General features: G+C 68.2%; 23 protein-coding genes, 1 tRNA gene and 1 other RNA gene. 17 read left to right on the forward strand and 8 right to left on the reverse strand.

Features of this window, described 5'->3' with window-relative positions:
- The first annotated feature begins 21 nt into the window (after positions 1-21).
- The 8 genes from C7453_RS01800 (at position 22) to C7453_RS01835 (ending at position 12,271) form a co-directional block, all read left to right on the forward strand.
- On the forward strand, positions 22-633 hold the full coding sequence (locus tag C7453_RS01800) for a nitroreductase family protein (RefSeq protein WP_114725487.1): 612 nt from the start codon (positions 22-24) through the stop codon (positions 631-633).
- Between the two features lie 68 nt (positions 634-701).
- Positions 702-1,094, forward strand: coding sequence for a hypothetical protein (locus C7453_RS01805; RefSeq protein WP_114725488.1), 393 nt, complete (start codon positions 702-704; stop codon positions 1,092-1,094).
- A gap of 115 nt (positions 1,095-1,209) precedes the next feature.
- A complete protein-coding gene (locus tag C7453_RS01810; RefSeq protein WP_114726005.1) occupies positions 1,210-3,390 on the forward strand; it encodes a peptidase domain-containing ABC transporter in 2,181 nt (726 codons plus the stop codon).
- The gene (locus C7453_RS01815; protein WP_114725489.1) at positions 3,387-4,820 is read left to right on the forward strand and encodes an HlyD family type I secretion periplasmic adaptor subunit; all 1,434 of its coding nucleotides are present in this window, start codon (positions 3,387-3,389) and stop codon (positions 4,818-4,820) included. Before C7453_RS01810 ends, C7453_RS01815 begins: the two co-directional genes overlap by 4 nt.
- Before the next feature lie 129 nt (positions 4,821-4,949).
- On the forward strand, positions 4,950-6,713 hold the full coding sequence (locus C7453_RS01820; protein WP_114725490.1) for an SEL1-like repeat protein: 1,764 nt from the start codon (positions 4,950-4,952) through the stop codon (positions 6,711-6,713).
- A 15-nt stretch (positions 6,714-6,728) separates the two neighbouring features.
- Positions 6,729-9,728 carry a glycosyltransferase gene (locus C7453_RS01825; protein ID WP_114725491.1) on the forward strand — a complete coding sequence of 1,000 codons (3,000 nt, stop codon included), beginning with the start codon at positions 6,729-6,731 and terminating at the stop codon, positions 9,726-9,728.
- Positions 9,728-10,999: a hypothetical protein gene (locus C7453_RS01830; RefSeq protein ID WP_114725492.1), complete on the forward strand. Its 1,272-nt coding sequence runs from the start codon at positions 9,728-9,730 to the stop codon at positions 10,997-10,999. The genes C7453_RS01825 and C7453_RS01830 overlap by 1 nt, the downstream gene beginning before the upstream one ends.
- A gap of 45 nt (positions 11,000-11,044) precedes the next feature.
- Positions 11,045-12,271 (forward strand): glycosyltransferase family 4 protein, encoded by a 1,227-nt coding sequence (locus tag C7453_RS01835; protein WP_114725493.1) that lies wholly within the window; start codon positions 11,045-11,047, stop codon positions 12,269-12,271.
- A 43-nt stretch (positions 12,272-12,314) separates the two neighbouring features.
- On the opposite strand, the gene ppa is transcribed toward C7453_RS01835, so the two are convergent.
- Positions 12,315-12,842, reverse strand: a complete 528-nt coding sequence (gene ppa / locus C7453_RS01840; RefSeq protein WP_114725494.1) for an inorganic diphosphatase — start codon at positions 12,840-12,842, stop codon at positions 12,315-12,317.
- Positions 12,843-13,001: 159 nt separating this feature from the next.
- Between ppa and C7453_RS01845 the strand changes: the two genes are divergently transcribed.
- The 3 genes from C7453_RS01845 to C7453_RS01855 all read left to right on the forward strand — a co-directional run bounded on the left by C7453_RS01845 (position 13,002) and on the right by C7453_RS01855 (position 15,553).
- A tRNA-Ile gene (locus tag C7453_RS01845) sits at positions 13,002-13,075 on the forward strand.
- Between the two features lie 86 nt (positions 13,076-13,161).
- Positions 13,162-14,841 (forward strand): energy-dependent translational throttle protein EttA, encoded by a 1,680-nt coding sequence (ettA, locus tag C7453_RS01850; RefSeq protein WP_114725495.1) that lies wholly within the window; start codon positions 13,162-13,164, stop codon positions 14,839-14,841.
- Between the two features lie 157 nt (positions 14,842-14,998).
- Complete coding sequence (locus C7453_RS01855) at positions 14,999-15,553, forward strand: GNAT family N-acetyltransferase (protein WP_114726007.1); 555 nt, start codon at positions 14,999-15,001, stop codon at positions 15,551-15,553.
- A gap of 356 nt (positions 15,554-15,909) precedes the next feature.
- Here C7453_RS01855 and C7453_RS01860 read toward each other — a convergent pair whose 3' ends face one another.
- Positions 15,910-16,530 (reverse strand): MlaC/ttg2D family ABC transporter substrate-binding protein, encoded by a 621-nt coding sequence (locus C7453_RS01860; protein WP_114725496.1) that lies wholly within the window; start codon positions 16,528-16,530, stop codon positions 15,910-15,912.
- A gap of 14 nt (positions 16,531-16,544) precedes the next feature.
- A complete protein-coding gene (locus C7453_RS01865) occupies positions 16,545-17,360 on the reverse strand; it encodes an MlaA family lipoprotein (protein ID WP_114725497.1) in 816 nt (271 codons plus the stop codon).
- 342 nt (positions 17,361-17,702) lie between these two features.
- On the opposite strand from C7453_RS01865, the gene C7453_RS01870 reads away from it, so the two are divergent.
- Positions 17,703-18,569, forward strand: a complete 867-nt coding sequence (locus C7453_RS01870) for an MOSC domain-containing protein (RefSeq protein WP_114725498.1) — start codon at positions 17,703-17,705, stop codon at positions 18,567-18,569.
- 34 nt (positions 18,570-18,603) lie between these two features.
- On the opposite strand, the gene thyX is transcribed toward C7453_RS01870, so the two are convergent.
- Complete coding sequence (gene thyX / locus C7453_RS01875; protein WP_114725499.1) at positions 18,604-19,554, reverse strand: FAD-dependent thymidylate synthase; 951 nt, start codon at positions 19,552-19,554, stop codon at positions 18,604-18,606.
- Positions 19,555-19,640: 86 nt separating this feature from the next.
- On the opposite strand from thyX, the gene ssrA reads away from it, so the two are divergent.
- The 5 genes from ssrA (at position 19,641) to C7453_RS01900 (ending at position 23,825) form a co-directional block, all read left to right on the forward strand.
- Positions 19,641-19,980, forward strand: a transfer-messenger RNA (tmRNA) gene (gene ssrA / locus C7453_RS01880).
- Between the two features lie 184 nt (positions 19,981-20,164).
- Positions 20,165-20,719 carry an SspB family protein gene (locus tag C7453_RS01885; RefSeq protein ID WP_114725500.1) on the forward strand — a complete coding sequence of 185 codons (555 nt, stop codon included), beginning with the start codon at positions 20,165-20,167 and terminating at the stop codon, positions 20,717-20,719.
- Positions 20,720-20,822: 103 nt separating this feature from the next.
- Positions 20,823-22,484 (forward strand): fumarate hydratase, encoded by a 1,662-nt coding sequence (locus C7453_RS01890; protein WP_114725501.1) that lies wholly within the window; start codon positions 20,823-20,825, stop codon positions 22,482-22,484.
- Positions 22,485-22,533: 49 nt separating this feature from the next.
- Positions 22,534-22,926 carry a VOC family protein gene (locus C7453_RS01895; RefSeq protein WP_114725502.1) on the forward strand — a complete coding sequence of 131 codons (393 nt, stop codon included), beginning with the start codon at positions 22,534-22,536 and terminating at the stop codon, positions 22,924-22,926.
- A 2-nt stretch (positions 22,927-22,928) separates the two neighbouring features.
- Positions 22,929-23,825 (forward strand): MIP/aquaporin family protein, encoded by an 897-nt coding sequence (locus C7453_RS01900; RefSeq protein WP_114725503.1) that lies wholly within the window; start codon positions 22,929-22,931, stop codon positions 23,823-23,825.
- Positions 23,826-23,838: 13 nt separating this feature from the next.
- On the opposite strand, the gene C7453_RS01905 is transcribed toward C7453_RS01900, so the two are convergent.
- Genes C7453_RS01905 through C7453_RS01915 form a run of 4 tightly spaced genes read right to left on the reverse strand, consistent with a single transcriptional unit; the run spans position 23,839 to position 26,302 of the window.
- Positions 23,839-24,486, reverse strand: a complete 648-nt coding sequence (locus C7453_RS01905) for a methionine ABC transporter permease (protein ID WP_114725504.1) — start codon at positions 24,484-24,486, stop codon at positions 23,839-23,841.
- Positions 24,467-25,114 (reverse strand): ATP-binding cassette domain-containing protein, encoded by a 648-nt coding sequence (locus C7453_RS19755; RefSeq protein ID WP_408871573.1) that lies wholly within the window; start codon positions 25,112-25,114, stop codon positions 24,467-24,469. Before C7453_RS19755 ends, C7453_RS01905 begins: the two co-directional genes overlap by 20 nt.
- Positions 25,008-25,499 (reverse strand): ATP-binding cassette domain-containing protein, encoded by a 492-nt coding sequence (locus tag C7453_RS19760; RefSeq protein WP_408871574.1) that lies wholly within the window; start codon positions 25,497-25,499, stop codon positions 25,008-25,010. Before C7453_RS19760 ends, C7453_RS19755 begins: the two co-directional genes overlap by 107 nt.
- Positions 25,493-26,302, reverse strand: a complete 810-nt coding sequence (locus C7453_RS01915) for a MetQ/NlpA family ABC transporter substrate-binding protein (protein ID WP_114725505.1) — start codon at positions 26,300-26,302, stop codon at positions 25,493-25,495. Before C7453_RS01915 ends, C7453_RS19760 begins: the two co-directional genes overlap by 7 nt.
- Positions 26,303-26,461 lie beyond the last annotated feature (159 nt).

A 26,461-nucleotide genomic window follows, 5' to 3' on the forward strand; every position in this document is an offset into this window, starting at 1 on the left:
GTACAAAAGGATGGTACCGCGATGGGCCTCGATGTTGCCGCCTCCATCCTCAAACGCCGGGCAACCAAGGTTTTCGATGCTGCTTATCGCATGCCCGATGCCGACCTGGACACCATCCTCGGCCTCGCGCGGCGCATGCCGACCGCGTTCAATATCCAGAACTGGCGCTTTCTGGTCGTGACCGATCCGGACCTTCGCCGGCAGATCCGCACGGTGGCGTGGGACCAGCCGCAGGTGACGGACGCCTCGGCCCTGCTGGTGCTGTGCGCCGATATCAGGGCGTGGGAAAAAGAGCCTGAGCGGTATTGGGAAAATGCGGACCAGTCGGTGCGCGATTTCATGGTCGGGGCGATCGACCAGTATTATCGCGGGCGCGAGCAGGTGCAGCGGGATGAAGGCATGCGCTCCTGCGGCATGGCCGCCGGTGCGATCATGCTGCTGGCGGAAAGCATGGGCTATGCGACCTGCCCGATGGATGGCTTTGATTTCGCAGCGGTGGCGGAACTGATCCGGCTGCCGTCCGACCATGAGATCGTGATGTTCGTCGCCATCGGCAAGGCGGCGGCCGCCCCGTATCCGACGGGTGGAATCATGCCTGAGAAGGACATCATCTTCGCGAACCGTTTTTCCTGATTGCAGGAAGTCTGCCGCCCCCGCCTGCTTTCGTCTATCAAGGCGGGGGACGGGGGTGGAGGACCATCATGCGCGGTGACGACGAGCGGATTGCACTGGACCTGATGGACGATACCGCCTTTGCCCGCCTGCCGGGCGACGGCAAGACGCTGGTGCTGAGAGTCGCGGGCTCGGGTGTTGGGGACGGGCAATGGCTCGATCAGCTTGTGCTGCCGGCGTCCTCGCCCTTTGCGCATGGCGGAGGATGCGTCTGCTGTACGCCGGACGGCGCGATTGCCGCCATGCTGGCCGATCTGTTCCGTGCCCGTGTCACCGGCCAGCGCCCGTGGTTCGCGCGGGTCATCGTGGTGGTGCCCGCCGCTTTGCGCGAAGGCACGCGGCAGGCGCTGGAGGCTAACCGCGTGGTGGCGGCACGCTATCGCCCTCTCTGGCTTTCGATGACGAACACGCCTGCGCATTAACCGTCCATTCGTCTTCCCGCTTTAGGGTCGCCTGACCGGCACCAGCGAAGGACGATCCGTGGCGCAGCCAGATCAGGGGGCAGATCAGGGGACAGGGGCGCGGCCGACGCCGACGATGATCCGCCTTTATGCGGCGGTCGCGGCGGCGCGCTTCCATGGCCTGTCGGTGGATGTACGCGATTTCGTCGCCGAGCCCGGCGAGGTCGCGCCCTCGCCGGCGGCGCTGGCGCGCTGGCTGAACGAGTGCGGCGCTGTGGCGCGGGGCATGCGCCTGCGCTGGCGCGACCTGGTGCGGCTGCGCAACGTGCCGCCGATCGTCCTGATGTTTCGCGATGGCTCGGCGGGGCTGATGGTGGCGGGAGACCCGGATCGGGGCGTGGTGTGGCTGCGCGACCCGCTGGGTGACGAGGGCACGCCCCCCGTGCCGCTGGATGAACTGCGCCTGGCGCAGGTCTGGACGGGGGACGTGCTGCTGGTCAAGCGCCGCCGCGACCAGAGCGAGGCCGATGCGCCGATCAACGCCGCGTGGCTGGGCCGCATGGCGCTGCGCGAGAAGGGGTTGCTGCGCGATATCCTGCTGTCGTCGATGGTGCTGAGCGTGCTGGCGATCTTTCCGCCGCTGATCGTCATGCAGGTGGTCGACAAGGTGGTGAGCTACCATTCGTTTTCCACCCTGATCTCGATTGCCGCGATCCTGGGCATGATGAGCTTTTACGAGGTTCTGCTGGCCTATGCGCGGCGCGAACTGGCGCTGGTGGTGACGACGCGACTGGATACAAGGATCTCGCTGCTGGTGTTCGATCGCCTGCTGTCCCTGCCGCTGGAATTCTTCGAGCGCGAGCAGGCGGGGCAGGTGATCGGCCGCGTATCCGCCATCTACAAGGTGCGCGATTTCATGACCGGCAAGCTGATGAACACGGTGCTGGACCTGTTCACGCTGGTCGTCGTGCTGCCGTTCCTGTTCTATTTCAGCATGCCGCTGGCCTGGATGACCATCGCCGCCGCCTGCTGCATCGGCCTGGTGGTGTTCGGCTTCATGCGGCCGGTCGGGCATCTGGTCGGCCGCAAGGTGGCTGCCGACATGGCTCGCGGTGCCGTGCTGTACGAGACGGTGGCAGGTATCCGCACGGTCAAGACACTGGCGCTGGAACAGACAAGGCGCCAGCTCTGGGACGACCGCTCGACCGAGTCCGCCCTGTGGGGGCTGGCCGCGGGGCGCATGGGCAACATGGCCGCAACCGTGGCCCAGCCGTTCGACATCTTCATCAATCGCGGGATCATACTGGTCGGTGCGTGGCTGATCCTGACGCATCATGGCGACATGGGCGCGGGGGCGCTGATGGCGTTCATGATGCTCGGCGGGCGCGTCGCGTCGCCGCTGGTCGGGTTGGCCCGTCTGCTGGACGACCTCAGCGAGGTGCGCACCGCGCTGGGCGAGGCCGGACATGTGCTGAACCAGCCGACCGAACGCCAGGCGCTCACGACCGGGTTGCGCCCGGTGGTTCATGGCGCCCTGTCGTTCCGCGACGTGTATTTCACCTATCCTGGTGCGACCACGCGGGCGCTGTCGGGGGTGAATTTCGATGTTCCGGCCGGCAGCACGCTGGGGCTCGTCGGGCGCAGCGGTTCGGGCAAATCGACCGTCACCCGGCTGCTCCAGGGTGTCAGCCGGTCCTATACCGGTTATCTGCGGCTGGATGGGGTGGATCTGCGCGAGATCAACCTGACGCATCTGCGCCGGTCGCTGGGCGTGGTGTTGCAGGACAATTTCCTGTTCCGGGGCACGGTGCGCGACAACATCACCGCCGGGCGTCCGGGCCTGACGCTGGACGACGTGATCCGTGCCGCCCGACTGGCGGGGGCGGAGGAATTCATCGAGCGGATGCCGGCCGGGTACGAAACCTGGATCGAGGAAGGCTCGACCAACATCTCCGGCGGCCAGCGGCAGCGACTGGCCATTGCCCGCGCGCTGATCTGCGACCCGAAACTGCTGATTTTGGACGAGGCGACCTCGGCGCTGGACCCGGAGAGCGAGGCTGTCGTCAACGCCAACCTGCAACGCATCGCGCGCGGGCGCACCATGGTCATCGTCTCGCACCGCCTGTCCTCGCTGGTCGATTGCGACCAGATCTGCGTCATGGACCAGGGGCAGGTGGTCGATATCGCCCCGCATGCCGTCCTGCTGGAGCGTTGCGCGATCTATCGTTCGCTGTGGCAGCAGCAGAACCGGCATGAGGCGGGCGGTCGGGGGCATGCCCATCCGGCGGCGATGCTGGCCGAAGGAGACGCGCCATGACGACACCCCCGCTGGTGCCGCCGGAGTCCGATGCGGTCGAAGCCTACGTGCTGCCCGAGACCGTCGATCGCGACATGCCCCGCGCCTTGCTGGAATTTCATTCGCCCAGCATGGCGCTGATCGACCTGCCGCCGACCGCTTCGGCGCTCTATCTGGCATGGATCGTTTCGGCGCTGGCGATCATGGGGGTGATCGTGATGTCGGTCTTCCCGCTCGATCAGGTGGTGGCGGCGCAGGGGCGGATGGTCTCCACCGAGGCGACGCTGGTGGTCCAGCCGCTGGAAACCGCGATTATCCGCACCATCGACGTGCATGAGGGCGATTTCGTCCACAAGGGGCAGATCCTTGCCCGGCTGGACCCGACCCTGACCGGGGCTGATGTCGAGGACATGGGCCAGCAGGCCGGCGCCTACGCCGCTCGCGCCGCGCGCCTGACGGCCGAGGCCGAGGGGCGGGATTATGCGCCCGATCCCGAAGACCCGGCCGCGATGCAGGAGGCCGCCGCTTTCGCGCGGCGCCGGGCCGAACTGACCGCGCGCATCCAGAACTACGACAAGCAGATTGCCGGCGCGCGCAGCGACATGCAGGGTAACCTGGCCGATGCCGCGATGTATGGTGCCCGCGCCCGCGTGGCGGCCAGCGTGCATGCCATGCGCCTGCGCCTGCAACGGGACCAGGTGGGCAGCCGCCTGTCCACGCTTTCGGCCCAGAACGACCTCATGGAGGTGGAGCGCGCCCAGATTGCCGCCCATCAGGCCGCCGATGGCGCCCGCGCGAAGCTGGAGGCCGTGACGGCGGAACGCGATGGCTTCGTGCAGAACTGGAAAGCCACGATCTACGAGGATCTCGCGACCGCCCAGCACCATTTGGCCGATGCGCGCGACGAAGCCCGCAAGGCGGGGCTGCGGCACAGCATGATGGTGATGCGCGCCGATCGCGATGCCGTGGTACTGAGCATCGCCGCCCTGTCCGTCGGCTCGGTCATGCAGTCGGGCACGCAGTTGATGACGCTGGTGCCGGTCGATAGCGGGCTGGAGGTCGAGGCGGCGATCCGGGGTTCCGATGTCGGCTTTATCCGACCGGGAGATCATGTGCTGCTGAAATTCGCGACCTTTCCCTACACCCAGTATGGCGGGGCCGAAGGCACGGTGCGCGTGATCAGCGCGGATTCTTTCGCCGCCGGAGAAAGCGGGCGCGGCGCCCCAGGTTCGCCGGCCCCAGCGCAGTCGGCCGATGCCGGCGGGATGGATGCCTTTTATCGCGCGCGGGTGCGGGTCGATCGCTACACGCTGCATGGCGTGCCGCCGTTCTTCCACGCACAGCCCGGCATGCCGGTCGAAGCCGATATCCATGTCGGCCGTCGCACCATCATGCAGTATCTGATGAATCACCTGGTGCCGGCGCTAACCGATGGCATGCGCGAACCATAATTTCGGCCCGCAAACGCGGATGGCCGGCAATCCCACCCGCCCCCTGACCGGGTTTCCAAAGGGCGACCGCCCTTTGGTGGGTCAAGGGCAAAGCCCTTGTCAGGCCATGCGCCAGATCCGGTGCGCCGCATGAGGCGGATTCTTTCCGCTCTTGGCGCGCGGTTTTCGCCGCGGGCGCGCCTGGCGCATGCCTTGCGGCTGATCGAGGACGGGGAGGTGGTGGCCGGGGTGGCGCTGTTGGGCAGCGTGGCCGAGGCCGGGGTGCCGGAGGCGCAGTTTCGGGTAGGCCGGGCTTATCTGGATGGCACCGGCGTGCCACCCAGCCTGGTGGAGGGCGCGCGCTGGATGCGGCGCGCCGCCGAGGCCGGATGGGTCGAGGCCCGGATGGTGCTGGGCACGCTCTATCTGTTCGGCCTGCCGCGCGAAGGCGCGGCGGACGAGGGCGTGCGTCTGGTGGCCGAGACGCCGGGCGATCGGGTGCCCGATCCGGTCTCCGCCGCCCGCTGGGCCCTCCTGGCGGCGGAGGCCGGATCGCCCGATGCGCAGGCGCTGTATGGCTATATTCTCGCCGATGGGCCGGCCGACATGCGCGATGTGGAGGCGGCGGAGGGCTGGTTTTCCCGCGCCGCCGCCGCCGGCTGCCCGCAGGGCTATCTGGGGCTCGGGTTGGTGTGGATGCGGGCGGCGCGCGACGAGGCTGGGCATGCGCGGGCGGCGGAAGCCCTGCGCGTGGCGGCCGGGGCCGGGCTGGGGTCGGCGCTGTTCACGCTGGGGGCGCTTACCGAACGGGGGCAGGGCGTGGCGCGGGATATCGCGTCGGCCACCGCGCTGTATGGCCGCGCGGCCGAGGCCGGGGTGCGCGCGGCCCAGGCGCGGTTCGGTCTGGCCCTGCTGGAAGGGCGGGGCTGCACGCGCGATGCGGCGCGTGCGGAAAGCTGGCTGCGTCGTGCCGCCCTGGCCGGCGATCGCGAGGCGGCATCGCTGCTGGGTGACCTTTATGCCTGCGGCGGCGACCTGCCGCCGAACTATATCGAGGCCGCGCTGTGGTATCGGCGCGCCGCCTCGGCGGGCCACGGGGCGGCCTGGCGGGCGCTGGGGATGCTGGCCCTGACGGGGGCTGGGCAGCCCCGTGACGTGACCGAGGCCGCGCGCTGCTTCCGCCAGGCTGCGGCCTTGGGGGACGGGCGGGCAGGTGCCGATCTGGGCAATCTGCTGCTGGACCAGGATGTGTCGGAGGAGGACCGGCGCGACCTCGGGCAGTATTTCGCCCATGCGGCCGAGGCCGGAGACCCGGTCGCGGCCTTCAATTTCAGCATCTGCCTGACCCACGGGCTGGGGATGGCGCGCGATGAACAGGCGGCGGCGGCGTGGATGCTGCGTGCCGCTGATGGGGTGGTGAACGCACAATACTGGTATGGCCGCATGCTGCTGGAAGGGCGCGGCTGCGCGCCCGATCTCTCGGCGGGGCGGGGCTGGATCGCGCGCGCGGCCGAGGCCGGCATGGCCGATGCCCAGGTGGCGCTGGCGCAATTGATGCTGACCGGCCGTGGAGGCCCGCGCGACCATCCGACGGCGGCGGCGCTCTATCGGACGGCGGCCGAACAGGGGCAGGTCGATGCGATGTTCTCGCTGGGGGCGTTGCTGGGTGGCGGCCACGATGTGCCGGTGGACCGGGCGCAGGCCCAGCACTGGTTCCGCATGGCTGCCGAACGGGGCAACGCGCTGGGTCAGTTGATGCTGGGCCGCTATCTGCTGCGCGGACTGGCTGGCATGAGCGACCCGGCCGAAGCCCGGTTGTGGTTGGAACGCGCCGCCGCGCAGGGCGTGCCGGATGCGGCGGCCGAACTGGCCCGGCTGGGGGCAGGACCGGTGGCCGGCGCCGGGGCGGGCTGAGGGGTGGCGGGACGCATGATGCCGCCCGCGCGTGGGCGGACGACGCCGGAGGATCGCGCGGCATGGCAGGTCTGGGCCGATGCCCAAGCCCAATCGGCCTTTCGCCAGGCACGGGCCTGCGAGGAAACGGGCGATGCCGGGAGTGCGCGGGCCTGGTACGAGCGCGCGCATCGTCTGGCGCCGGAGAGCGTCGTGGTGGCCTTTCCGCTGGCGATGGCGCGGCTGCGCGACGGCGATGCCGGGGGGGCCGCGCATATGCTGCGCACGCTGACCGCGCGTTTCGATTTCCCCGAGGGTTGGGTTGCCCTGGCCGCCGCCCTGCTGATGGCGGGCGAGGACACGGCTGCGATCGCCGCCGGGCAGCACGCCCTGTCCCGCCACGCGCCGCCCGGTGACATGGAGGCATTGTTCGCACGGCTCGCGGCATTGGCCGGGCGGCCGGGCTGGTGCGGGCTTTCGGTGTCGGGGCGGTTGTCTTTGGGCGCGTCGGCGGTGACGGTGCTGATCGACGGCCGGGCGGTCTCCGGCGTGACGGATGGCATGATCCTGCCTGTGCGGTGGCGTCGGGCGCGGCAGGTGGTGGTTCTGGGCGGCGGCGTGCCGCTCCTGGGCAGTCCGCTGGAGCCGGCGGCGCTGCAACGGATCGACGGGCTGGTGGAGGCAGGGCCGGACGGCCTGTCGGGCTGGGCCTGGCATCCATCGGACCCGGAGCAGGCGCCGGCCCTGCATATCCGCGACGCGTGGGGACGCACGATCCGACGCCTCGTGGCCGCCGAGCCCGCGCCGGAGGCGGACAGTCTCCTGCCCCTGGCCCGGCCGCGCCGCTTTGCCGTGGCGGCGGCGGATCTGCCGCCCGGCCCACTGCATGTGGAAGGGCCGGATGGCAGCGACCTGATGGGTAGTCCTTTGGCGGTGCATCCCCTGGTGGCGCCCGGCGGTGAGGGGCGTGTCCGCCCCCCGCCCGCGGTGCCGCCATGCCGGGCCGGGCTCGCCATCGTCATTCCCGTGTTTGGCGACCGTGCCGGCACGCTGGCGTGTCTGGACTCGGTGCGGGCCAGTGTGGGGGACGCAGTGCCGGTGTTCGTGGTCGACGACGCGACGCCGGACCCGGCTCTGGCGGCGGAACTGGAGAGGCGCACGCAGGCGGGCGCCATCCGTCTGATCCGTCACGCCCGTCGCCTGGGCTTTCCGCAATCGGTCAATGACGGCATGCGCGCGGCGGCGGGGCAGGATGTCGTGCTGCTGAACAGCGACACGCTGGTCGCCGGGGGCTGGCTGGCGGAACTGGCCGACATTGCCTATGGCGCGGCGCATATCGGCACCGTCACGCCACTGTCGAACCGTGCCAGCCTTTTTTCCTGGCCCGGCCCCGATGCGCTGCCCGATGACGCGCCGACGCGGATGCCCGATCTGGAAACGGTGCGGCGCCTGATGGCGGCGGCGCGGGCGGCCAATGGCGGGCAGGCGGTCGAAGTGCCGACCGGCCATGGATTCTGCCTGTTCATCCGCCATGATTGCCTGGCCGCCGCTGGGCCGTTCCGCGCCGACCTCTTCGCCCAGGGTTATGGCGAGGAAAACGAGTTCTGCCGCCGCGTCGCCGGGGCGGGCTGGCGGCATGTCGCGGCCACCGGGGTATTTGTCGGTCATGCGGGCAGTGCTTCCTTCGGCGCCGCCCGCCCGGCGTTGCTGCGGCGCAATCTGGCGATCCTGGACCGGTTGCATCCCGGCTATGGCGCGCTGGTTGCCGCTCATGCCGTCGTCGATCCGCTGTTCGCTGCCCGGCGGCGGCTGGCCCTGGTGTGCTGGCAGCGTGGTGGGGCCGGCTGGCGCCATGCGGTGTTGCTGGTCACGCACGATCAGGGTGGCGGCGTGGAGCGGGTGGTGCGGGACCGCGCCCGGATGTGGCGCGCCCAGGGCACGCGGCCGGTGCTGCTGCGGCCCACACCCGATGGGTGCCGGCTGGAGGATGGGGCGGGCGGCGCGTGGTCCGCCATGCCACGCTTTCGCCTGCCTGCGGACTGGGACCTGCTGCTGGCAGTGCTGCGCGCGTCGGGCGTGCAGCGGGTGGAATGGCACCACGGGCTGGGGCACGCAATCGACGCGCCGACGCTGGCTGCCGGGCTGGGTGTGCCCTACGCGGTGCATGTTCATGATTATGTCTGGTTCTGCCCCCGCGTCGCGCTGGTGGATGCGTCCGGCCGCTATTGCGGGGGGCCGGAGCCGGCGGGATGTGCGGCCTGCCTGCAAACAGGGGGCAGCCTGCTGAAGGGCGCCGGCCCGGTGCCCGCACGCCTGTCGGCCTATCGCGCCCGGTCGGAAGCCGTACTGCGCGGGGCAGGGGAGATTCTCGCACCCTCCGATGATACGGCCCGACGCATGCAGCGGGCCTTTCCCGGTCTTGCCATCGGCGTGGCCGCGCTGGCGGATGACCGGGTGGTGGCACCGCCGGCAACACTGGCGCGGGTTCCGGGGCAGAGGATACGGGTGGCGGTGCCCGGCGCGATCGGCGTCGAGAAAGGGTACCGCGTACTTCTGGCGGCGGCGCAGGACGCCGCGACGCGGGGGCTGGGCCTGGAATTTATCGTGGTGGGGCATACGCCCGACGATGACGCGCTGATGGCCACCGGCCGGGTGTTCGTCACCGGCCCTTATGAGGAAAGCGACGGCGTCGCGCTGCTGGTGGCGCAGCGGGCGGACCTGGCCTTCCTGCCGTCGATCTGGCCCGAGACCTGGTGTTTCGCGCTGGGGTTGGCGTGGCGTGCGGGGTTGCGTGCGGTGGTCTTCGACCTGGGGGCCATGGCCGAGCGGGTACGACGCACCGGCTGGGGGGCCGTGTTGCCGCCCGACCTGCCCATTCACGAATTGAATACGTTTTTCCTGTCTTATGGGCAGATCGGGGCGGCCACCGCGCGCCGCCGGGAGAAAAGGGAGATCGCGACCGTGCACCCAGTCGACCGCCTGCCGGCGCACCACGCCGCGTCTTGTTCCCTCGCTCCACGACGGAAGGCCCGCTGATGCCCGACAGCATGACGATGGACAATCCGGCCCAGATGACGGACCTGAAGGTCGCCGGCCGCCTGATGACGCTGGATGCGGGCCTCTATTGCATCTTCCACGCCGCCGGCGGCGCGGCGCCGACCGGTACGGATCTGCCGGGCGTGCGGATCTCGCGCGCACCGGGGCCGGGGGGTGCCGGGGTCGGGATCGCGACGTTCGATGACGAGGGCTGGCTGGGGGCGGCGCGCAACGCCGCATTGGTCCGCGTGCCGGGGACGGTGGGGCAGATCCTGATCACGATCTATCACGACCCGGCCCGGATAGCCGAGACGCCGCGCCTGCAGGTGGTGCGTCTGGCCGATATGGCGGTGGCTGGCCCGGCGCCTGCCATGGTCCCGCCGCAGCCCGGCGCCGTACCGCCCTTTCCCGTGGCCCCGTCATCCACGCAGCCGAAGCTGGAACCCCAGGGCGCAAAAAAACGCCCCGCGGGTGAACTGACGGCGCATATCCAGCGTCGCGGCGATGTGGCGGCCTCGCTGATGGACTGGATGGGCACGCCCGGCAGCCGCAACTGGATCGAGGGTTTCGCCATTGCGCCGGCCCATCTGATCACGGCCGAGGATATCGAATATCAGGCGGTGCTGGGGCGGGGCTGGCTGTCGCCCTGGGCCTCGGGCGGCCAGTTCTGCGGCAGTCGCGGCATGGCGCTGCCGATCCTGGGCCTGCGCGTTCGGCTGAAGCCGCAGGTCGCCGGCCGGTATCATTGCCGTGTCTCGGCCAGTTTTACCGATGGCAGCCGGGTGGGACCGGTGACTGATGGCGGGGTGGCCGAGGCCGAAAGCGCGGCGCCGCTGGAAGCCTTCCGCGTCGAGATCGTGCCCGTGGCGGTGGCTGAGCGTCCCGATGACCGGGAACAGGCGCTGCTGGCAGCGGCAACGGCGGTTGAGATGAAAGCCGGCCATCGCCCCCTGGACCCCATGGAGGCCGCTAGCCCCGTGGTGGAGGCGCCGCCACGGACGCCCCGGAAGCGCCGGGTCAAAACCGCTGGAACGGCAGAGGAAGCGCCTGCCGAGGCGGAACCGGTGGGGGAGATCCCGGCCGCCCCCGTCCCGAAACGCCGGGGCAAGGCGGCCAGGCCGGCCCCGGAGAATGCCGAACCGGCCGAGACCGTCGTGCCTGTCGAGGCCCTTCATCCGGGGCGCGGGCGCAAGGCGGCGGGGTCGCGCGTCGGCCTGCTGAAGGCGCGCCGGCAGATGGTGGCGCGGCGTCGATCCCGGCAGGAGACGTGAGCAGGCCCGCGCCTGCCCCCATGCACCGGGCCACGGGATGATGCCTTGAGATATCTGTTCGTTCACCAGAACTTTCCCGGACAGTTCCTGCACCTGCTGCGGCATCTGGGCCAGGACCCGGCGAACGAGATCGTCTTCATCAGCGAGCCGAACGACAATCAGGTTCCCGGCGTGCGGCGCGTGGCCTACCGCCTGCCGCGCGGCGGGCTGGACCGCGTGCATCCGGGAGCGCGGGAGTTCGATCTCGGGCTCCTGCGGGCGGAGTGCGTGGCACGGGCGGCACTCAGCCTGCGCGAACTGGGCTATCGCCCGGACATCGTGATCGGCCATCACGGCTGGGGAGAGTTGCTTAATCTGGGCGACGTGTTCCCCGGCGTGCCGGTGCTGGGCTATTTTGAGTTCTTCTATCACGCCGAGGCGCTGGATGTGGGGTTCGACCCGGAATTTCCCTCGCCCGAGAGCCTCAGGCCGGTCATCCGGGCGAAGAATGCGGTCAATCTCCAGGCGCTGGCGCTGGGGGGGCACGGCCATACCCCGACCCGCTTCCAGTGGATGACCTATCCCGACTGGGCACGGCAGCGGATCGCCCTGCTGCCCGAGGGCGTCGATCTGGCCGCCTGCTCGCCCGATCCGTCGGCCTTCCAGCGGCCGTTGGCTGTTGCCGGCACGGTCATCGCGCCGCAGGACCGGCTGGTTACCTACGTGGCCCGCGATCTGGAGCCCTATCGCGGCTTTCATGTCTTCATGCGCGCGCTGCCGCGCATTCTGGCGGCGCGGCCGGACGCGCGGGTGGTGCTGGTGGGCGGGGATGGCGTCAGCTACGGGGCCAGATTGCCGCAGGGGGCGTGGCGGGCGCGCATGATGGCCGAACTGGCAGGGCGGATCGACCCCGATCGGGTCCATTTCGCGGGGCGGGTCGATTACGACCTATTCCGCGCGCTGCTGCGCCGGTCCGACGCGCATGTCTATCTCACCTACCCGTTCGTCGCGTCCTGGTCGCTGCGCGAGGCGATGGCGATGGGCTGTGCGATCGTGGGCAGCGACACGATGCCGGTGCGCGAATTCCTGACCGACCGGCGTACCGGGCGACTGGTGCCGTTCCTGGACCCTGACGGTATCGCCGAAGGCGTGCTGGAGGTGCTGGACGATGCCCGCCTGTCCACCCGGCTGCGCCGGGCCGTGCGGCGGCAGGCCGAACGCACGCTGGACATGGCGGATTACATGACGCGCTACCGGGACCTGATCGACCGGGTGGCGCGTCAGGGCGCCTGAAGCCCGCTGCTGCCGCCCTGGGGCGGCAGCAGGGGGAGGGGAATCAGGCTTTCTGGGCGGCGGCGAGCGCGGCCTTGATGATCTCGCCGGCTTCCTCGCGGCCGGCCCAGCCGGTCACCTTCACCCACTTGCCCTTCTCCAGGTCCTTGTAGCGGGTAAAGAAATGCTCGATCGCCTGGAGGGTGATCTCGGGCAGGTCTTCCAGCTTCTCGACCTTCGCATACTGCGGATGCACCTTGTCGTGCGGCACGCAGATGATCTTCTCGTCCTGGCCGCTTTCGTCTTCCATGCGGAGCATGCCGATCGGGCGGGCGCGGATCACGGCGCCGGGCACCACGGGGGCCGGGATCAGCACCAGGGCGTCGGCCGGGTCGCCGTCGTCGGCCAGCGTGCCGGGAATGAAGCCGTAGGCGGCCGGATAGGCCATCGGCGTGAACAGGATCCGGTCGACGACGACGGCGCCGCTGTCCTTGTCGACTTCATACTTCACCGACGACCCCTGCGGGATCTCGATGACGACGTTGATATCGAACGGCACGTCCTTGCCGGGCGAGATTTTCGAGACATCCATGGCGGCGCTCCATACTCTTGGAAACAGGGAGAGAAGACCGCCGAACCTATCGACGCCGCCCCTCCTTGCCAAGCGCCGTTTGGGGGCGGGAATCGCCCGCGCGGGGCACGCCGCATCTTGCCAAACCGCCCCACATGCGCGAAGTGAGAACCGGCCTGCGCGCCCGTAGCTCAATTGGTTAGAGCGGGCCGCTCATAACGGCTTGGTTGCGGGTTCAAGTCCTGCCGGGCGCAGGCTGCAAAACCAGGCCGCGCGTCCTGTCATGGGGAACGCCGGCCGTTCGGTTTCTTTTCACTCTGGATCATCGGGAGCCTTCGTCATGGCCGCCACGCAATATGTCTATGTGATGAAGGACCTGACCAAGGCGTATCCGGGTGGGCGCGAGGTCTTCAAGGGCATTACCCTCTCCTTCCTGCCTGGGGTGAAGATCGGCGTGCTGGGCGTGAACGGCGCCGGTAAATCGACCCTGCTGAAGATCATGGCCGGGATCGAGAAGGAATATGGCGGCGAGGCCTGGGCCGCCGAAGGCACCCGGATCGGCTATCTGGAGCAGGAGCCCAAGCTCGACGAATCCCTGACCGTCGGCGAGAACGTGGCGCTGGGCTTCGGCGACCTGAAGGTGGCGGTCGATCGCTTCAACGAGATTTCGATGCTGTTCGCCGAGCCGATGTCGGACGACGAAATGACCGCGCTGCTGGCCGAGCAGGCCGAACTGCAGGAAAAAATCGACGCCGGCGATGGCTGGGAGCTGGATCGCAAGATCGACATCGCGCTCGACGCGCTGCGCTGCCCGCCGGCCGACAGCCCGGTGACCAAGCTTTCGGGTGGTGAGCGCCGGCGCGTGGCGCTGTGCCGCCTGCTGCTGGAAAAGCCCGACCTGCTGCTGCTGGACGAACCGACCAACCATCTGGATGCCGAGAGCGTGGCGTGGCTGGAGCGGACCCTGCGCGACTACGAAGGCACGGTCATGATCATCACCCATGACCGTTACTTCCTGGACAACGTGACCAACTGGATCCTGGAACTGGAGCGGGGCCGTGGCTATCCGTTCCAGGGCAATTATTCCTCGTGGCTGACCCAGAAGCGCAAGCGTCTGGCCCAGGAGGAAAAGGAAGAGAGCGCCCGCCAGCGCGCCCTGGCCGCCGAGCAGGAATGGATCGGCTCCAGCCCCAAGGCCCGGCAGGCCAAGAGCAAGTCGCGTATCGCCCGCTACGAAGAAATGCTGGCCCAGAATGCCGAGCGCGCGGGCGGCACGGCCGATATCGTCATTCCGCCGGGCCCGCGCCTGGGCGGCACGGTGATCGAGGCCGAGGATCTGCGCAAGGCGTTCGGCAACCGGCTGCTGATCGACGATCTGAGCTTCAAGCTGCCGCCGGGTGGCATCGTCGGTGTCATCGGGCCGAACGGGGCCGGTAAATCGACCCTGTTCCGCATGATCGTGGGCCAGGAACAGCCGGATTCCGGCACGCTGAAGGTCGGTGATACGGTCAAGCTGGGCTATGTCGACCAGTCGCGCGACAGCCTGGATGACAACAAGACGGTGTGGGAGGAAATTTCCGGCGGCACCGATGTCATCTATCTGGGCAAGCGGGCCGTGCCGTCGCGCGCCTATGTCGGCGCCTTCAACTTCAAGGGCGCGGACCAGCAGAAGAAGGTCGGTATCCTCTCGGGCGGTGAGCGCAACCGCGTGCATCTGGCCAAGATGCTGCGGCAGGAAAGCAACGTTATCCTGCTCGACGAACCGACCAACGATCTGGACGTGGATACGCTGCGCGCGCTGGAAGACGCGCTGGCCGAATTCGCCGGCTGCGCCGTGATCATCAGCCATGATCGCTGGTTCCTCGACCGTCTGGCGACGCATATCCTGGCCTTCGAGGGCGACAGCCACGTCGAATGGTTCGAGGGTAATTTCCAGGCCTACGAAGAGGACAAGCGACGCCGACTCGGCCCGGATGCGACCGAGCCGGGACGGATCAAGTACCGCCCCCTGGCGCGCTGAATCGGCGGGGCGATGCACGTCCCGCGCTCTCGGCCCGACTCCCGTGACGCGGCCGCCGCGCCGGGTTGACGGGCTGGACCCTGCCGGGACACGGCATCTGCGCCGTGGCCCGTGGGGGCAGCCCGCCGACCGCGCCGAATGGGCGACCCATCCCCGGATCACGGGCGGGTCGATCCGCACGCCGCGTCTGGTGCTGGAGCCGGTCTCATGGCGGGACATGGACGAGATGGCCCGGCTGAAGGCCGATGCCGGGGCGTTCGGCATGATGCTGGGCGGCGTGCGCAGCCGCCAGCAGGCCGAGGCCGACATGGCCGACGACATGGCCTGCTGGGCGCGGCGCGGGGTCGGGATCTTCACGATTCGCGAGGATGGCCGCTTTATCGGCATGACCGGCCTGCATGAACGCCCCGATGGGCGCGGGCTGGGTCTGCGCTTCGCGCTCTGGCCATGGGCGGCCGGGCGCGGCTTAGCGCGTGAGGCGGCATCGGCGGCGTTGAGCTTCGCCCATGACGCGGGGATTCGCCGTGTGATGGCGGTGACGCGCGACACCAACATCGCCTCGCGCACCATCCTGGGTGGCATCGGGATGACCCAGTACGACAGTTTCGAACGCGATGGCCACCAGATGCTGGTCTATGAGAGCATCCGCGAGGTCGCGTCCGACCCGCTCCCCCCTCTACCGCCTCGTCGCCCGGTCAGACTGCCGGAATAGCGCGTACCCGATCGTTACGGACGCGTATTGCCAGTGCGGCTGGGAGAAGCCGGATTGGAAATATGTGCTGGTGAGCGCGAGCGGCCCGGAGGGCCGCGCCCCTCATGTATTTCCGATTACTGAAGCGGAGCGGCCTTGATGGCCGTGAACTCCGAAGTGCGGGAAACACGTCGTGGATTGCCAGCGGTGGCGGAAAGAGGCGGATTGGAAATGTGTGCTGGTGAGCGAGAGTGCCGCGTAGCGGCACGCCCGTCGTGTGTTTCCGAGCACCGAAGCGGAGCGGCCTTGATGGCCGTGAGCATCGGGGCACAGGAAACGCGCGCCGGATCGCCACCAGCGCGCATTTACAACCGCCTCTAGGGGGTGGCGTGGGCGGCGACCTGGTGATCCAGCGCGTGCAGCAGGGCGTCGATGCTGCCGTTATGCCGACCGATGAAGGAGGCATAATCCTGCCGGGTGGTCAGGCGCAGGCTGGGGCCTTCGGCCATCACATCCACCACCATGGGCTTGCCGCTGCTGAAGCTGACGATCCACTGGGCGTTCACGGCCGGCTGCTCGGGGCGGTTGATCACCGTATCCACGGCCTGGTCGGTGCCGGAGGCGGTGACGTTGCCGATGGTGAAGGTCACGCCCCGGTAGTCGCCGATCTTGTCGGAGATGGAGTTGACCAGAATCTGGTGGAACAGCGACAGGAAGCGGGCCTGCTGTTCCGGCGTGGCCACCCGCCAGTAGCGGCCCAGGCAATAGCGGCCGATGGCGTCCATATCGACATGGTCCTGCAGCAGCGGCAGGATCGCGGTCTTCTTCTCGGCCAGCGAACGGTCGGAATTGACGATTGCGATCAACTGCTGGCCGAACGTGCTGACGAATGTGCGGGCCTCCTGGGCGGAAGCCGCGCGGGCCGGTGCCGTGACCTGCAGGGCAGCGGTCGCGGCGGCAAGACCCAGCGCATGACGACGGGAGAGGGCTGTCTTCATCTCTGTGTCCCTGTTCAGTTGTACCAGTCGGGCACGGTGGCGCGGTGGTCGTTGCGGATGGCTTCGGCCTGGGCCTTGCGCTGCTGCTGGTAGGCGCTGCGGATGGTGGCGTAGGGGTCCAGCGCATCTTTCTGCAACTGGTCCAGCGCATCCAGATGGTCGGCCCGGCCGTTGATCGTGCCCATGATGTTATAGGCCCAGTTGAATGTCAGCAGGCCGTAGCCCCTGGGTACGTAGTTCCAGGGCGACAGGCCGACATCGATGCCGTAGCCGGCCCCGTCGCGGAGCGAGGACGGCCCCATCATCGGCAGGAACAGATACGGGCCGGACGGCACGCTCCAGGTCGCGAGTGTCAGGCCGGCATCATTGTCGTGGTGCGGGTAGCCCGCATATTTCGCGACATCGATCAGGCCGCCGAGACCGGCGACCATGTTGACACACCAGCGCACGAAGGCGTCGCCCGCCCGGCGGGGCTTGCCGGCGCCGACATCGTTGAAGAACACCACCGGCTCGTTCATCGTCTGGACCAGGCCGCCCAGCGACTGCCGCACGCGGTATGGTACCGCCCAGACATAGGCCTTGGCCACCGGACGCATGGAATATTTATCCAGCGTCATGCTGAGGTCGTACATCTTGCGATTGAGGGATTCGTAAGGATCGTTGGCTTCGCGATATTCGGCAAGCGCCTCCGGGTCCTTGGGCGGCGGAGCGGCGCAGCCGGCGAGGGCGACCAGCGCCAGCCCGGCGAAGAGGCGGGAGGTCCGGCGTGGGCGGCGGGTGGGCGTACATGACCGGGACGGCTGTAAGTTCGATCCTGTCACTGCACGCATGCTCGTTCCCGTTTCCCTGGTCTGCCGTCCCCAACGCCTGTAACGCGCGGGGAAGCCAATGGATCTCGCGGCCCGTCAACGTGCGTCCGCGAAACTTCTCTCTAGCATGGGACGCGGCCTGTGCAATCGTCCACGATGACCGATCGGTCATGCGTTGGGGGAACGAGCCGGGGATGGCGAGGATTTTCCGCCCCCGGCGGGGCGCTGCGCCTGTTTCCGGGGCATTGCGGCCGCTGGAGGGAATACACGGGCGCGGCATCGTATCCGGCCGGGTTGTTCACGTTCCCGTGATCGAGCGCGCGCCTCGGCGGCGGCGTCGTGTGAGCAGGGTTATGTTGAGGGATGATAAATGATCTGGCGGACCCGGCGGCCGGGGCCCCTGTGGCGCGGGTGGTGGCGCTGCATGTCCATCCCGTCAAGTCTCTGGGTGGACTCGCGGTGGCAGCCGGCATGCTGGGGCTGTGCGGGCTGGAGGATGACCGGCGCTGGATGGTCACCGATCCGGATGGCGGTTTCCTGACACAGCGGCAGGTGGCGCGGATGGCGCTGGTGACGGTGGCGCGCGCTCCCGGTGGACTGGTGCTGGCGCTGGCGGGCCAGGGCGCACACGCGGTCGCCCTGCCGCCCGTCGACGGAGCGCGGCGGATGGTGCGGGTATGGAAGGACAGCGTGCCGGCCGTCGATGCGGGCGATGCGGTGGCCGGGTGGCTCAGCGCCGCCCTGGGCCGCCCCTGCCGGCTGGTTTATCTGCATGATGCCGGGGCACGGTCGGCCGATCCGGCGTTCGCGCCGGCGGGGGCTACCGTGGGGTTCGCCGACGGATTCGCCGTGCTGGTGGCCAGCCGGGAGTCGCTGGGCGCGCTGAACCGCGACCTGCCGTCTCCCGTGCCGATGGATCGTTTCAGGCCCAATCTGGTGCTGGAAGGGGCCACGCCCTGGGTCGAGGATGGCTGGCGCCTGCTGGCTGTGGGCGAGGCGCTGCTGCGCATCGTCAAACCCTGTTCGCGCTGCATCATGACGACCATCGACCAGAAGACGGCCGAAATTCCGGACCCGCGCGAACCGCTGGCGACGCTGGCCCGCACCCGCCGCGCCCGGGGCGGGGTGATGTTCGGCCAGAATGCGGTCGTGGTGCGGCCAGGCCGGGTCGCGGTGGGCGACGCGGTATGGGTGCTGGAAGACGGGCCGTCGAACCTCGTGGTGGCCTGAAGGCGGTCTTCAGGCCGACCGTGAAAGCAGCCTCTTACCGGCCCAGGCGGGGGGCGATCTCGGGCAGCAGGCCGATCAGGTCCGTGACCTCGCGCTTCGACAGGCCCGAGGCCTGCAAATCGACCTCCCGTCCGGCCAGCACGTCGCGTAGGGCCCGCAGGGCGGGGCCGGAGAGCAGGGCGGCTTCCTGCATGTAGTCGCGGAAGGCTTCGAAGGTCAGCGGCACCCAGCGTTCCACCAGGTTCAGGATCGTGTCGGCATAGGCGCGGATTTCATACTGCGCGTGGGCATCGGCACGCAGCCGCAGGAAATGCAGCAGGTTCCACAGATTGAGCTGCCAGTAGAACTGCGTCATCACATTGACCGGCAGCGTCATGCGCGCCAGTTCGCGCGCCACCACCGGGCGGGCGGGATCGACGACATTCCCGTCCTCGTCCTGGTTCAGCATCTCCAGGTAATGGTCGTAGCAGCGGGTCGCGTCCTCGCGGAGCAGGTCCAGCACATGCTGGGCGGCATCGGCGGGCAGGCTCTCGCCGCGCCCCTGCTTGTTGCTGGCGGACTGGTGGGCGATGTCCTCGGGCCGGGGGAAATAGAATTCCTTCTCCAGCACCGAATAGCGGGCCGAATATTCGTTGATGCTGGCTGTGCGGTGACGGAACCACTGGCGGGTGACGAAGATCGGGGCGCGGACGTGGAACTTGGCCACTGCCAGCTCGAACGGGCTGGTGTGCCGGTGGCGCATCAGGTAGCGGATCAGCCCCCGGTCGTCGGACGTGCTGCGGGTGCCGCGCCCGTAGGAGACGCGCGCGCCCTGCACGATGGCTTCGTCGCCGCCCATATAGTCGACCAGCCGGACGAAACCGGTGCCCAGAACCGGCTGGGGCTCGTACAGCACCTCTTCGATGGCGGGAACGACCGTGCGGCGCGTCTGGGCCCAGTCGGCGCGGGCAGCGTCGATTTCCGATTTCTGGTCCGTTGAAAACATTGCCGCGCTCCGTCCCTGCCTCTGAGTCCTAAAGGGGGCGCATAACACGACGTGTGGCAGCATACCACGATTACCCGCTACGGGCATGCCTTGCCACCAAGGAGCGGCATCCTTATATATCGGGGTGCCGGAGGGGCTTGCTCCTTGGCTATGGCGATAAACGGCACGTGGAATAAGTGTAGTGGACCCGGGGGCAGTACCCGGCGTCTCCACCAGAACTCTCCCCGTCACGACCCTTCGGGGCAGGGGAGCATGGGGACGAAACAGGCTCGACACGCATGGTAAAGACCTGCCTTTTGCCCGGCATTGTACCGCCGTCATCGGGCTAACTTACAAGTGCCAACGATAACTCTGAGGTGCTCGCTGTCGCTGCATAAGTGACAAGCGCGGTTCGGGAGGGCACCGGGCAACAGAAGCCCTCCCACTTCATCGCCAGATCATGCCATTATTCTTCCTGCGGTTGTGATGTCTGACCTGCCGTGGCAGCCCTTGTGCGTCCGCGCGGTTTGACGCATGGCTGAAGGCTGTGGCAGGGCGTGGCGCGACCCACACGGCCATCATGGCCCGGTCGACCCCCACCGGGGCGGCCGGACGGTACGGAGTATCCCGCATGTCCGACGATCGCGACGAGGAAAACGGTTTCGACACCATGATTCCGGAAAGCCTCCTGCCCTACGATTCCTGGATCGAGGATGCGTATCGGGGCGTGATGCTGCGCGCGCTGGAGCATGTGGGCCGCGAGGGACTGCCCGAGGGGCACCATTTCTACATCACCTACCGCACCGACTGGCCGGGCGTGGTGCTGCCCGCCCGCCTCCGCGCCCAGTATCCGCACGAGATCACCATCGTGCTGCAACACCAGTTCTGGGACCTGAAGGTGGATGAGGACGCGCAGACCATTTCGGTCGGCCTGTCCTTCGGCGGCGTGGGATCGATCCTGGTCATTCCCGTCGACGCCGTGACCGCCTTCGCCGACCCGCATATCCGGCTCGCGCTGCGCTTCACCCCGCCCGAGCCGGCGGACGAGGAAGAGGCACCGGCCGAACTGGCGGCACCGGTGCAGGAAGCCCCGGAAAATACCCCGGCGGCCTCCGGGGACGCGCCGTCCTCGCCACAAGTGGTCAGCCTGGCCGCGTTCCGGAAGAAGGGTTCCGGTCCGGGCTGAACCGTACACCATCCGGGGGGCCCGGATGCGGCCGGGCTCTCCGTGCATCGCCACCACCCGGAACCAATCCGGGGGAGACAGGCACACAGAGGGAGACTGTCCATTGAATGCATCCACCCCCCCCAAGCCACCGTTGAAGCCGTTCGTCTACGGCCCGCTCTTCCCGCTCCATGATGACGACACGCCGTATCGGCGGCTGGACATCGAAGGGGTCCACACCAGCGTGTGCGACGGCCGCACGGTGCTGCATGTCAAGCCCGAGGCACTGAGCGAACTGGCTGCCCGGGCCTTCCACGACATCGCGCACCTGCTGCGTCCCGCCCATCTGGCCCAGCTCGCCAAGATCCTGAAAGACGCCGAAGCGTCGGACAATGATCGCTTCGTGGCGCTGGACCTGCTGAAGAACGCCTGCATCGCCGCCGGCGGCGTGCTGCCGATGTGCCAGGATACCGGCACCGCCATTGTCTACGGCAAGAAAGGCCAGCGCGTCTGGGTGGACGGCAACGAGGAAGAGGCGTTCTCGCGCGGCGTCTACGACACCTATACCCGCACCAGCCTGCGCTATTCGCAGATGGCGCCGCTGTCGATGTTCGAGGAAGTGAATACCGGCACCAACCTGCCGGTGCAGTTCCATATCTCGGCCACGCCCGGCGACTACCACGCCGAGCAGATGGACCTGATGTTCGTCGCCAAGGGCGGCGGCTCGGCCAACAAGACCTTCCTGTTCCAGGAAACGCGGGCCCTGCTGTCCACCAAGGAAAACCTGCTGAAATGGCTGGACGTCAAGGTGCGCACGCTCGGCACCTCGGCCTGCCCGCCCTACCATCTGGCGGTGGTGATCGGCGGCATGTCGGCCGAACAGACGCTGGAGACGGTCAAGCTGGCCTCCACCAAATGGCTGGACAGCCTGCCGACCGAAGGAAGCCCGCAGGGTCACGCCTTCCGCGACCTGGAGATGGAGCAGGAAATCCTGAAGCTGACCCAGGGCCTGGGCATCGGCGCGCAGTTCGGCGGCAAGTATTTCTGCCATGACGTGCGCGTGGTGCGCCTGCCGCGCCACGGTGCGTCGCTGCCCGTGGGCATCGGCGTGTCCTGCTCGGCCGACCGGCAGATCAAGGCCCGCGTGACGGCCGACGGCTTCTTCCTCGAACAGCTCGAAACCGATCCCGCGCGCTTCCTGCCCGAGACCACCGACGAGCATCTGGGCGGCGAAGAGGTGCAGATCGACCTGAACAAGCCGATGACCGAGATCCGCAAGCAATTGTCGCAATATCCGGTCAAGACCCGCCTGTCGCTGACCGGTACCGTGGTCGTGGCGCGCGACATCGCCCATGCCAAGTTCCGCGAGCGGCTGGAACGCGGCGAGGGCCTGCCGCAGTACCTGAAGGATCATCCGGTCTATTATGCCGGCCCGGCCAAGACGCCGGACGGGCTGCCGACCGGCTCGTTCGGCCCCACCACCGCCGGGCGCATGGACAGCTATGTCGATATGCTCCAGGCTGCCGGTGGATCGTACGTCATGCTGGCCAAGGGCAACCGGTCGAAGGCGGTGCGCGAGGCGTGCCACAAATATGGCGGCTTCTATCTCGGCTCGGTCGGCGGCCCGGCGGCACGGCTGGCCAAGGACTGCATCCGCAAGGTCGAGGTTTTGGAATATCCGGAACTGGGCATGGAAGCGGTCTGGAAGATCGAGGTCGAGAATTTCCCGGCCTTTATCGTCATCGACGACAAGGGCAATGATTTCTATGAAGGTCTGACGGGCTGAGCCTGGGGGATCACCCCCGGTTTCCCGTCTACAAGGAGATCCCCGTTCCATGCGCTTTACCGTCGATCGGCTGGACCACGTCGTCATCACCGTCCGTGACCTGGAGGTCTCGGCGTCCTGGTATCAACGGGTTCTGGGCATGGAGCGGGAGGAGTATGGCCGCAACAACCGCACGGCGCTGAAATTCGGCGGCCAGAAGCTCAACCTCCGCCCCCACGGTGCGGAAGGCTGGGCCACGGCCACCGACGCGCTGCCCGGCACCAACGATCTGTGCTTCATCACCGCCGTTTCCAGCGGCGATGTGGTCGAGCATCTGGAGGGATGCGGCGTCCGCGTCACCGACGGGCCGGTGGCCCGCCTGGGGGCGCTGGGGCCGGTCACCTCGGTCTATTGCGAAGATCCCGACGGCAATCTGGTCGAGATCGCCTCCTACCAGGGCTGATCGTGGCGGGGCCGGCTTCCGTTTCCCCCACAGCGCCCGATCCGGCATGCTACCCCCAGCCGCATGACCGGCCACTGGCTGGCGCGCCGCATCCTGACTGGCTGATCCATCCCCGCCTCTATGCCTGCGAATGCGCGGGTACCGCGCTGCTGATGGTCTTCGGCCTCTCCACCAACATTCTGCTTGGTGCGGCCGGCAGCCCGGTCGGGCGGGTGCTGGCGGCCCATCCCGCGTTGCAGGTGGCATTGCAGGGGCTGTTCTTCGGGCTGGGCGGAACGCTTGCCGCGCTCTCGCCTTTCGGCCGGGTCAGCGGCGGGCATGTCAGCCCGTCGGTGACGCTGGCTTTTACCCTGATGGGGCGCCTGGCCTGGCGCGACATGCTGGGCTACATCGCCGCCCAGTTGGCGGGCGCGGTGCTCGGCACTGGCCTGGTGGCGCTGGCGGGGCTGATCTGGCCGCGCTGGGCGGCGTGGTCGCACGCTACGCATTTTTCCGCCACCCTGCCGTCGGCGTGGGTGCCGCTGGGCTGGGCTTTCACGGGCGAAATCTGCACCACGGCGCTGCTGATCGGCAGCCTGCTGTTCATGGGGGGCACCGCCCGCCTGCGCTGGGTGACGCCGCTGGTGGCCGGCCCGCTATTCTTCATGCTGAATCCGTTCGAAGCCTGGCTGTCGGGTGACAGCACCAATCTGGCCCGCAGCCTGGGGCCGGCGCTGTTCTCCGGCCAGTGGCGCGGGTTCTGGATCTACGGTCTGGCGCCTTTCGCCGGCGCGGCCCTGATGGTGGGGCTGGTGCGGCTGGGCGTTCTGGGCGCGATCGAACTGCACGAGGCCCGGGTGGCCCATTTCGGCCATCATGGCCGCGCGCCCTATCTGTTGCCCTGGCGGCGGCCGGGCTGAGGCTGAAGGCGCGTCAGCGCAACCGGCGCGCCAGTCCGTTGCCGATGGCCTGCATGAGCGTGACCAGGGCGATCAGCACGGCGACGACCGACAGCATGATTGTCGTGTTGAAGCGCTGATACCCGTAGCGGATGGCAAGGTCCCCCAGCCCGCCGGCCCCGATGACCCCTGCCATGGCCGATGCCCCGACCAGTGTGACGAGCGTGACGGTCACGCCCGAAATCAGGCCCGGCAGCGCCTCGGGCAGCAGCACGAAGCGGATGACCATCCAGCGGGTCCCGCCCATCGCCCGCACGGCATCGACCAGGTTATGATCGACCTCGCGCAGTGATACTTCCGCGATCCGCGCGAAATACGGCACGGCGGCGATGGACAGCGGTACGATGGCCGCGCCGGTGCCCAATGCCGTCCCGGCGATCAGCCGCGTGACCGGAATCAGCAGAACCAGCAGGATCATGAACGGCACCGCGCGCGCGGCATCGATCACCAGCCCGAGCACGCGCGAGAACGCAGGCAGCGGCAGAATGCCGCCGGGCGTGGTCGCGATCAGCAGGATGGCCAGCGGCAACCCGCCGATCACCGCGATCAGGCCGGACGCCAGCACCATTTCCATGGTCTCGATCGTCGCATGCGCGATGAGATCAAGAATCAGCCGGGACATAGCCCACTACCTCCATCGACGGGCTGGCCTGGCGCAGAAAATCCATGGCCGCCTCATCCTGTCCCGACAGGCGTACGACGCATTCCGCCTGCATCTGTGCGCTGCCTTCAATCATTCCGGCCTGCATGATCGTGGCGTCGATACCGTGGTGGCGGGCCAGGATCGACAGCACGGGCGCGGCCGTCGCTTCGGTGTCGAGCATCAGTCGGACGACAGGAGCCGCGCCGGCAAAAACTTCCGGGCGCAGTTGCGCCAGCAGGCTTTCGGGCAACGGTGTCGCTTCGCCGTGCAGAAAGGCCCGCGTCACGTCGTGTCGTGCCCCGCCACGCAGGACCTGCGCCGTCTCGGCGTCCTCGACCACGCGGCCATGATCCATGACCAGAATGCGCTGCGCGATCCGGCGGATCACATCCATCTCATGCGTGATCAGGATGATCGTCAGCCCCAGCCGCCGGTTGATGTCGCGCAGCAAGTCGAGGATGGAGAGCGTGGTTTCCGGGTCCAGCGCCGACGTGGCCTCGTCACACAGCAGCAGGGCCGGGTGGGCCGCCAGTGCCCGGGCAATGCCCACGCGCTGTTTCTGGCCGCCCGATAACTGGCTGGGGCGCTTGTTCGCATGCCCGGTCAATCCGACCAGTTCCAGCAATTCGCCGGCGCGCGCGGCGTTTGTCCCGCGGCATGCCGGCGATCTGTAGCGGCAGTTCGATATTGCCGGCGACGGTGCGGGCGTTCAGCAGGTTGAAATGCTGGAACACCAGCCCGATCCGCCGCCGCACCTGCACCAGTTCGCGTTCCGGCAGCGTCGTGATGTCGCGGTCTTCGATCAGGATGCGCCCGCTATCGGGCCGCTCCAGCCCGTTCAGGCACCGCAGCAACGTGCTTTTGCCCGCACCCGACCGGCCGATAATGCCCAGGATCTCGCCGGGACGGACCTGAAACGAGACGTCATCCAGCGCCGTCTGGCCGCCGAAGTGGCGGCTGGCATGCTCGACCTGCAGAAGGGTGGTCACCATGCTGGGACGATCGCGCCATGATAGATGTCCACAACGGCTTGCCGCACGTCCGGCTGGCGGATGGCATTCATCAGTGGTGCGACCCAGGGGGCCCTGGCGTCCGCTTCATTGACGGCGACGAAATTGACATATGGATTGTTGGCCAGGGCTTCCTGTCCGATCCGCTGCTTGTCGATCTGGATGCCCGATTTGAACGCCCAGTTCGTGTTGACGATGGCGGCATCCAGGTCGGGCAGAGTGCGGCCGACGATCCCGGCATCCAATTCCTTTACCGACAGGTCGCGCGGATTGTCGGTGATATCCAGCGCCGTGGGCAGCAGGCCGGCCGAGGGCGCCAGCTTGATCAGTCCCAGCGCCTCCAGCAGGCGCAGGGCCCGGCCTTCGTTGCTGGGGTCGTTCGGCACGCCGATCACGGCCCCCTTCGGCAGGGCCGCCACCGACGGCCAGCGGGTGGAATACAGCCCGATCGGGGAGAAATAGGTATTGCCCACCGGCACGATGCCATAGCCGTGTGCTGCCTTCTGGGCTTCCAGAAACGGACCGTGCTGGAAGGCATTGGCATCCAGTTCATGTTCCGCCAGCGCCTCGTCGGGCGCGTTGTAGTCCGAAAAGGTCACGATCTTCAGCGTCAGCCCCGCCTGCGCGGCATGGGTGGCGATCAGGCGCCAGATATCCTCGTCCTCGCCGGACATGATGCCGATCCGCAGGGTCTTCTGCTCGGCGGCGCGGGCAACCCGCAGCAATGGTGCCGTCGCCAGCAGACCAAGGAAGGCGCGGCGGGGCTGGGATAGGACAGAGATCATCGGAAGCCCCTGATCGAGACGAGGAAAGAGAGAGGTGATCGTCATAGGGTGATATAACGATGGATAGTCGTATGTACTAATATATGCGTCTGGTGCGTTGTATATGCTGGACCGTCTGGCAATCAAGCCCGGGCCACGCAGGTGGAGCACCCGACCTGC

Source organism: Gluconacetobacter liquefaciens, assembly GCF_003350405.1.
GTDB classification, from domain to species: domain Bacteria; phylum Pseudomonadota; class Alphaproteobacteria; order Acetobacterales; family Acetobacteraceae; genus Gluconacetobacter; species Gluconacetobacter liquefaciens.

What these genes read in the sequence shown, in the direction of transcription:
- C7453_RS01800 (WP_114725487.1), top strand. Translation starts at nt 22, where the DNA reads ATGGGCCTCGATGTTGCCGCCTCCATCCTCAAACGCCGGGCAACCAAG.
- C7453_RS01825 (WP_114725491.1), top strand. Translation starts at nt 6,729, where the DNA reads ATGATGCCGCCCGCGCGTGGGCGGACGACGCCGGAGGATCGCGCGGCA.
- ettA (WP_114725495.1), top strand. Translation starts at nt 13,162, where the DNA reads ATGGCCGCCACGCAATATGTCTATGTGATGAAGGACCTGACCAAGGCG.
- C7453_RS01810 (WP_114726005.1), top strand. Translation starts at nt 1,210, where the DNA reads ATGATCCGCCTTTATGCGGCGGTCGCGGCGGCGCGCTTCCATGGCCTG.
- C7453_RS01815 (WP_114725489.1), top strand. Translation starts at nt 3,387, where the DNA reads ATGACGACACCCCCGCTGGTGCCGCCGGAGTCCGATGCGGTCGAAGCC.
- C7453_RS01885 (WP_114725500.1), top strand. Translation starts at nt 20,165, where the DNA reads ATGTCCGACGATCGCGACGAGGAAAACGGTTTCGACACCATGATTCCG.
- C7453_RS01905 (WP_114725504.1), bottom strand. Translation starts at nt 24,486, where the DNA reads ATGTCCCGGCTGATTCTTGATCTCATCGCGCATGCGACGATCGAGACC.
- C7453_RS01820 (WP_114725490.1), top strand. Translation starts at nt 4,950, where the DNA reads ATGAGGCGGATTCTTTCCGCTCTTGGCGCGCGGTTTTCGCCGCGGGCG.
- C7453_RS01830 (WP_114725492.1), top strand. Translation starts at nt 9,728, where the DNA reads ATGCCCGACAGCATGACGATGGACAATCCGGCCCAGATGACGGACCTG.
- ppa (WP_114725494.1), bottom strand. Translation starts at nt 12,842, where the DNA reads ATGGATGTCTCGAAAATCTCGCCCGGCAAGGACGTGCCGTTCGATATC.
- C7453_RS01895 (WP_114725502.1), top strand. Translation starts at nt 22,534, where the DNA reads ATGCGCTTTACCGTCGATCGGCTGGACCACGTCGTCATCACCGTCCGT.
- C7453_RS19760 (WP_408871574.1), bottom strand. Translation starts at nt 25,499, where the DNA reads ATGGTGACCACCCTTCTGCAGGTCGAGCATGCCAGCCGCCACTTCGGC.
- C7453_RS01870 (WP_114725498.1), top strand. Translation starts at nt 17,703, where the DNA reads ATGATAAATGATCTGGCGGACCCGGCGGCCGGGGCCCCTGTGGCGCGG.
- C7453_RS01865 (WP_114725497.1), bottom strand. Translation starts at nt 17,360, where the DNA reads ATGCGTGCAGTGACAGGATCGAACTTACAGCCGTCCCGGTCATGTACG.
- C7453_RS01915 (WP_114725505.1), bottom strand. Translation starts at nt 26,302, where the DNA reads ATGATCTCTGTCCTATCCCAGCCCCGCCGCGCCTTCCTTGGTCTGCTG.
- C7453_RS01860 (WP_114725496.1), bottom strand. Translation starts at nt 16,530, where the DNA reads ATGAAGACAGCCCTCTCCCGTCGTCATGCGCTGGGTCTTGCCGCCGCG.
- thyX (WP_114725499.1), bottom strand. Translation starts at nt 19,554, where the DNA reads ATGTTTTCAACGGACCAGAAATCGGAAATCGACGCTGCCCGCGCCGAC.
- C7453_RS01805 (WP_114725488.1), top strand. Translation starts at nt 702, where the DNA reads ATGCGCGGTGACGACGAGCGGATTGCACTGGACCTGATGGACGATACC.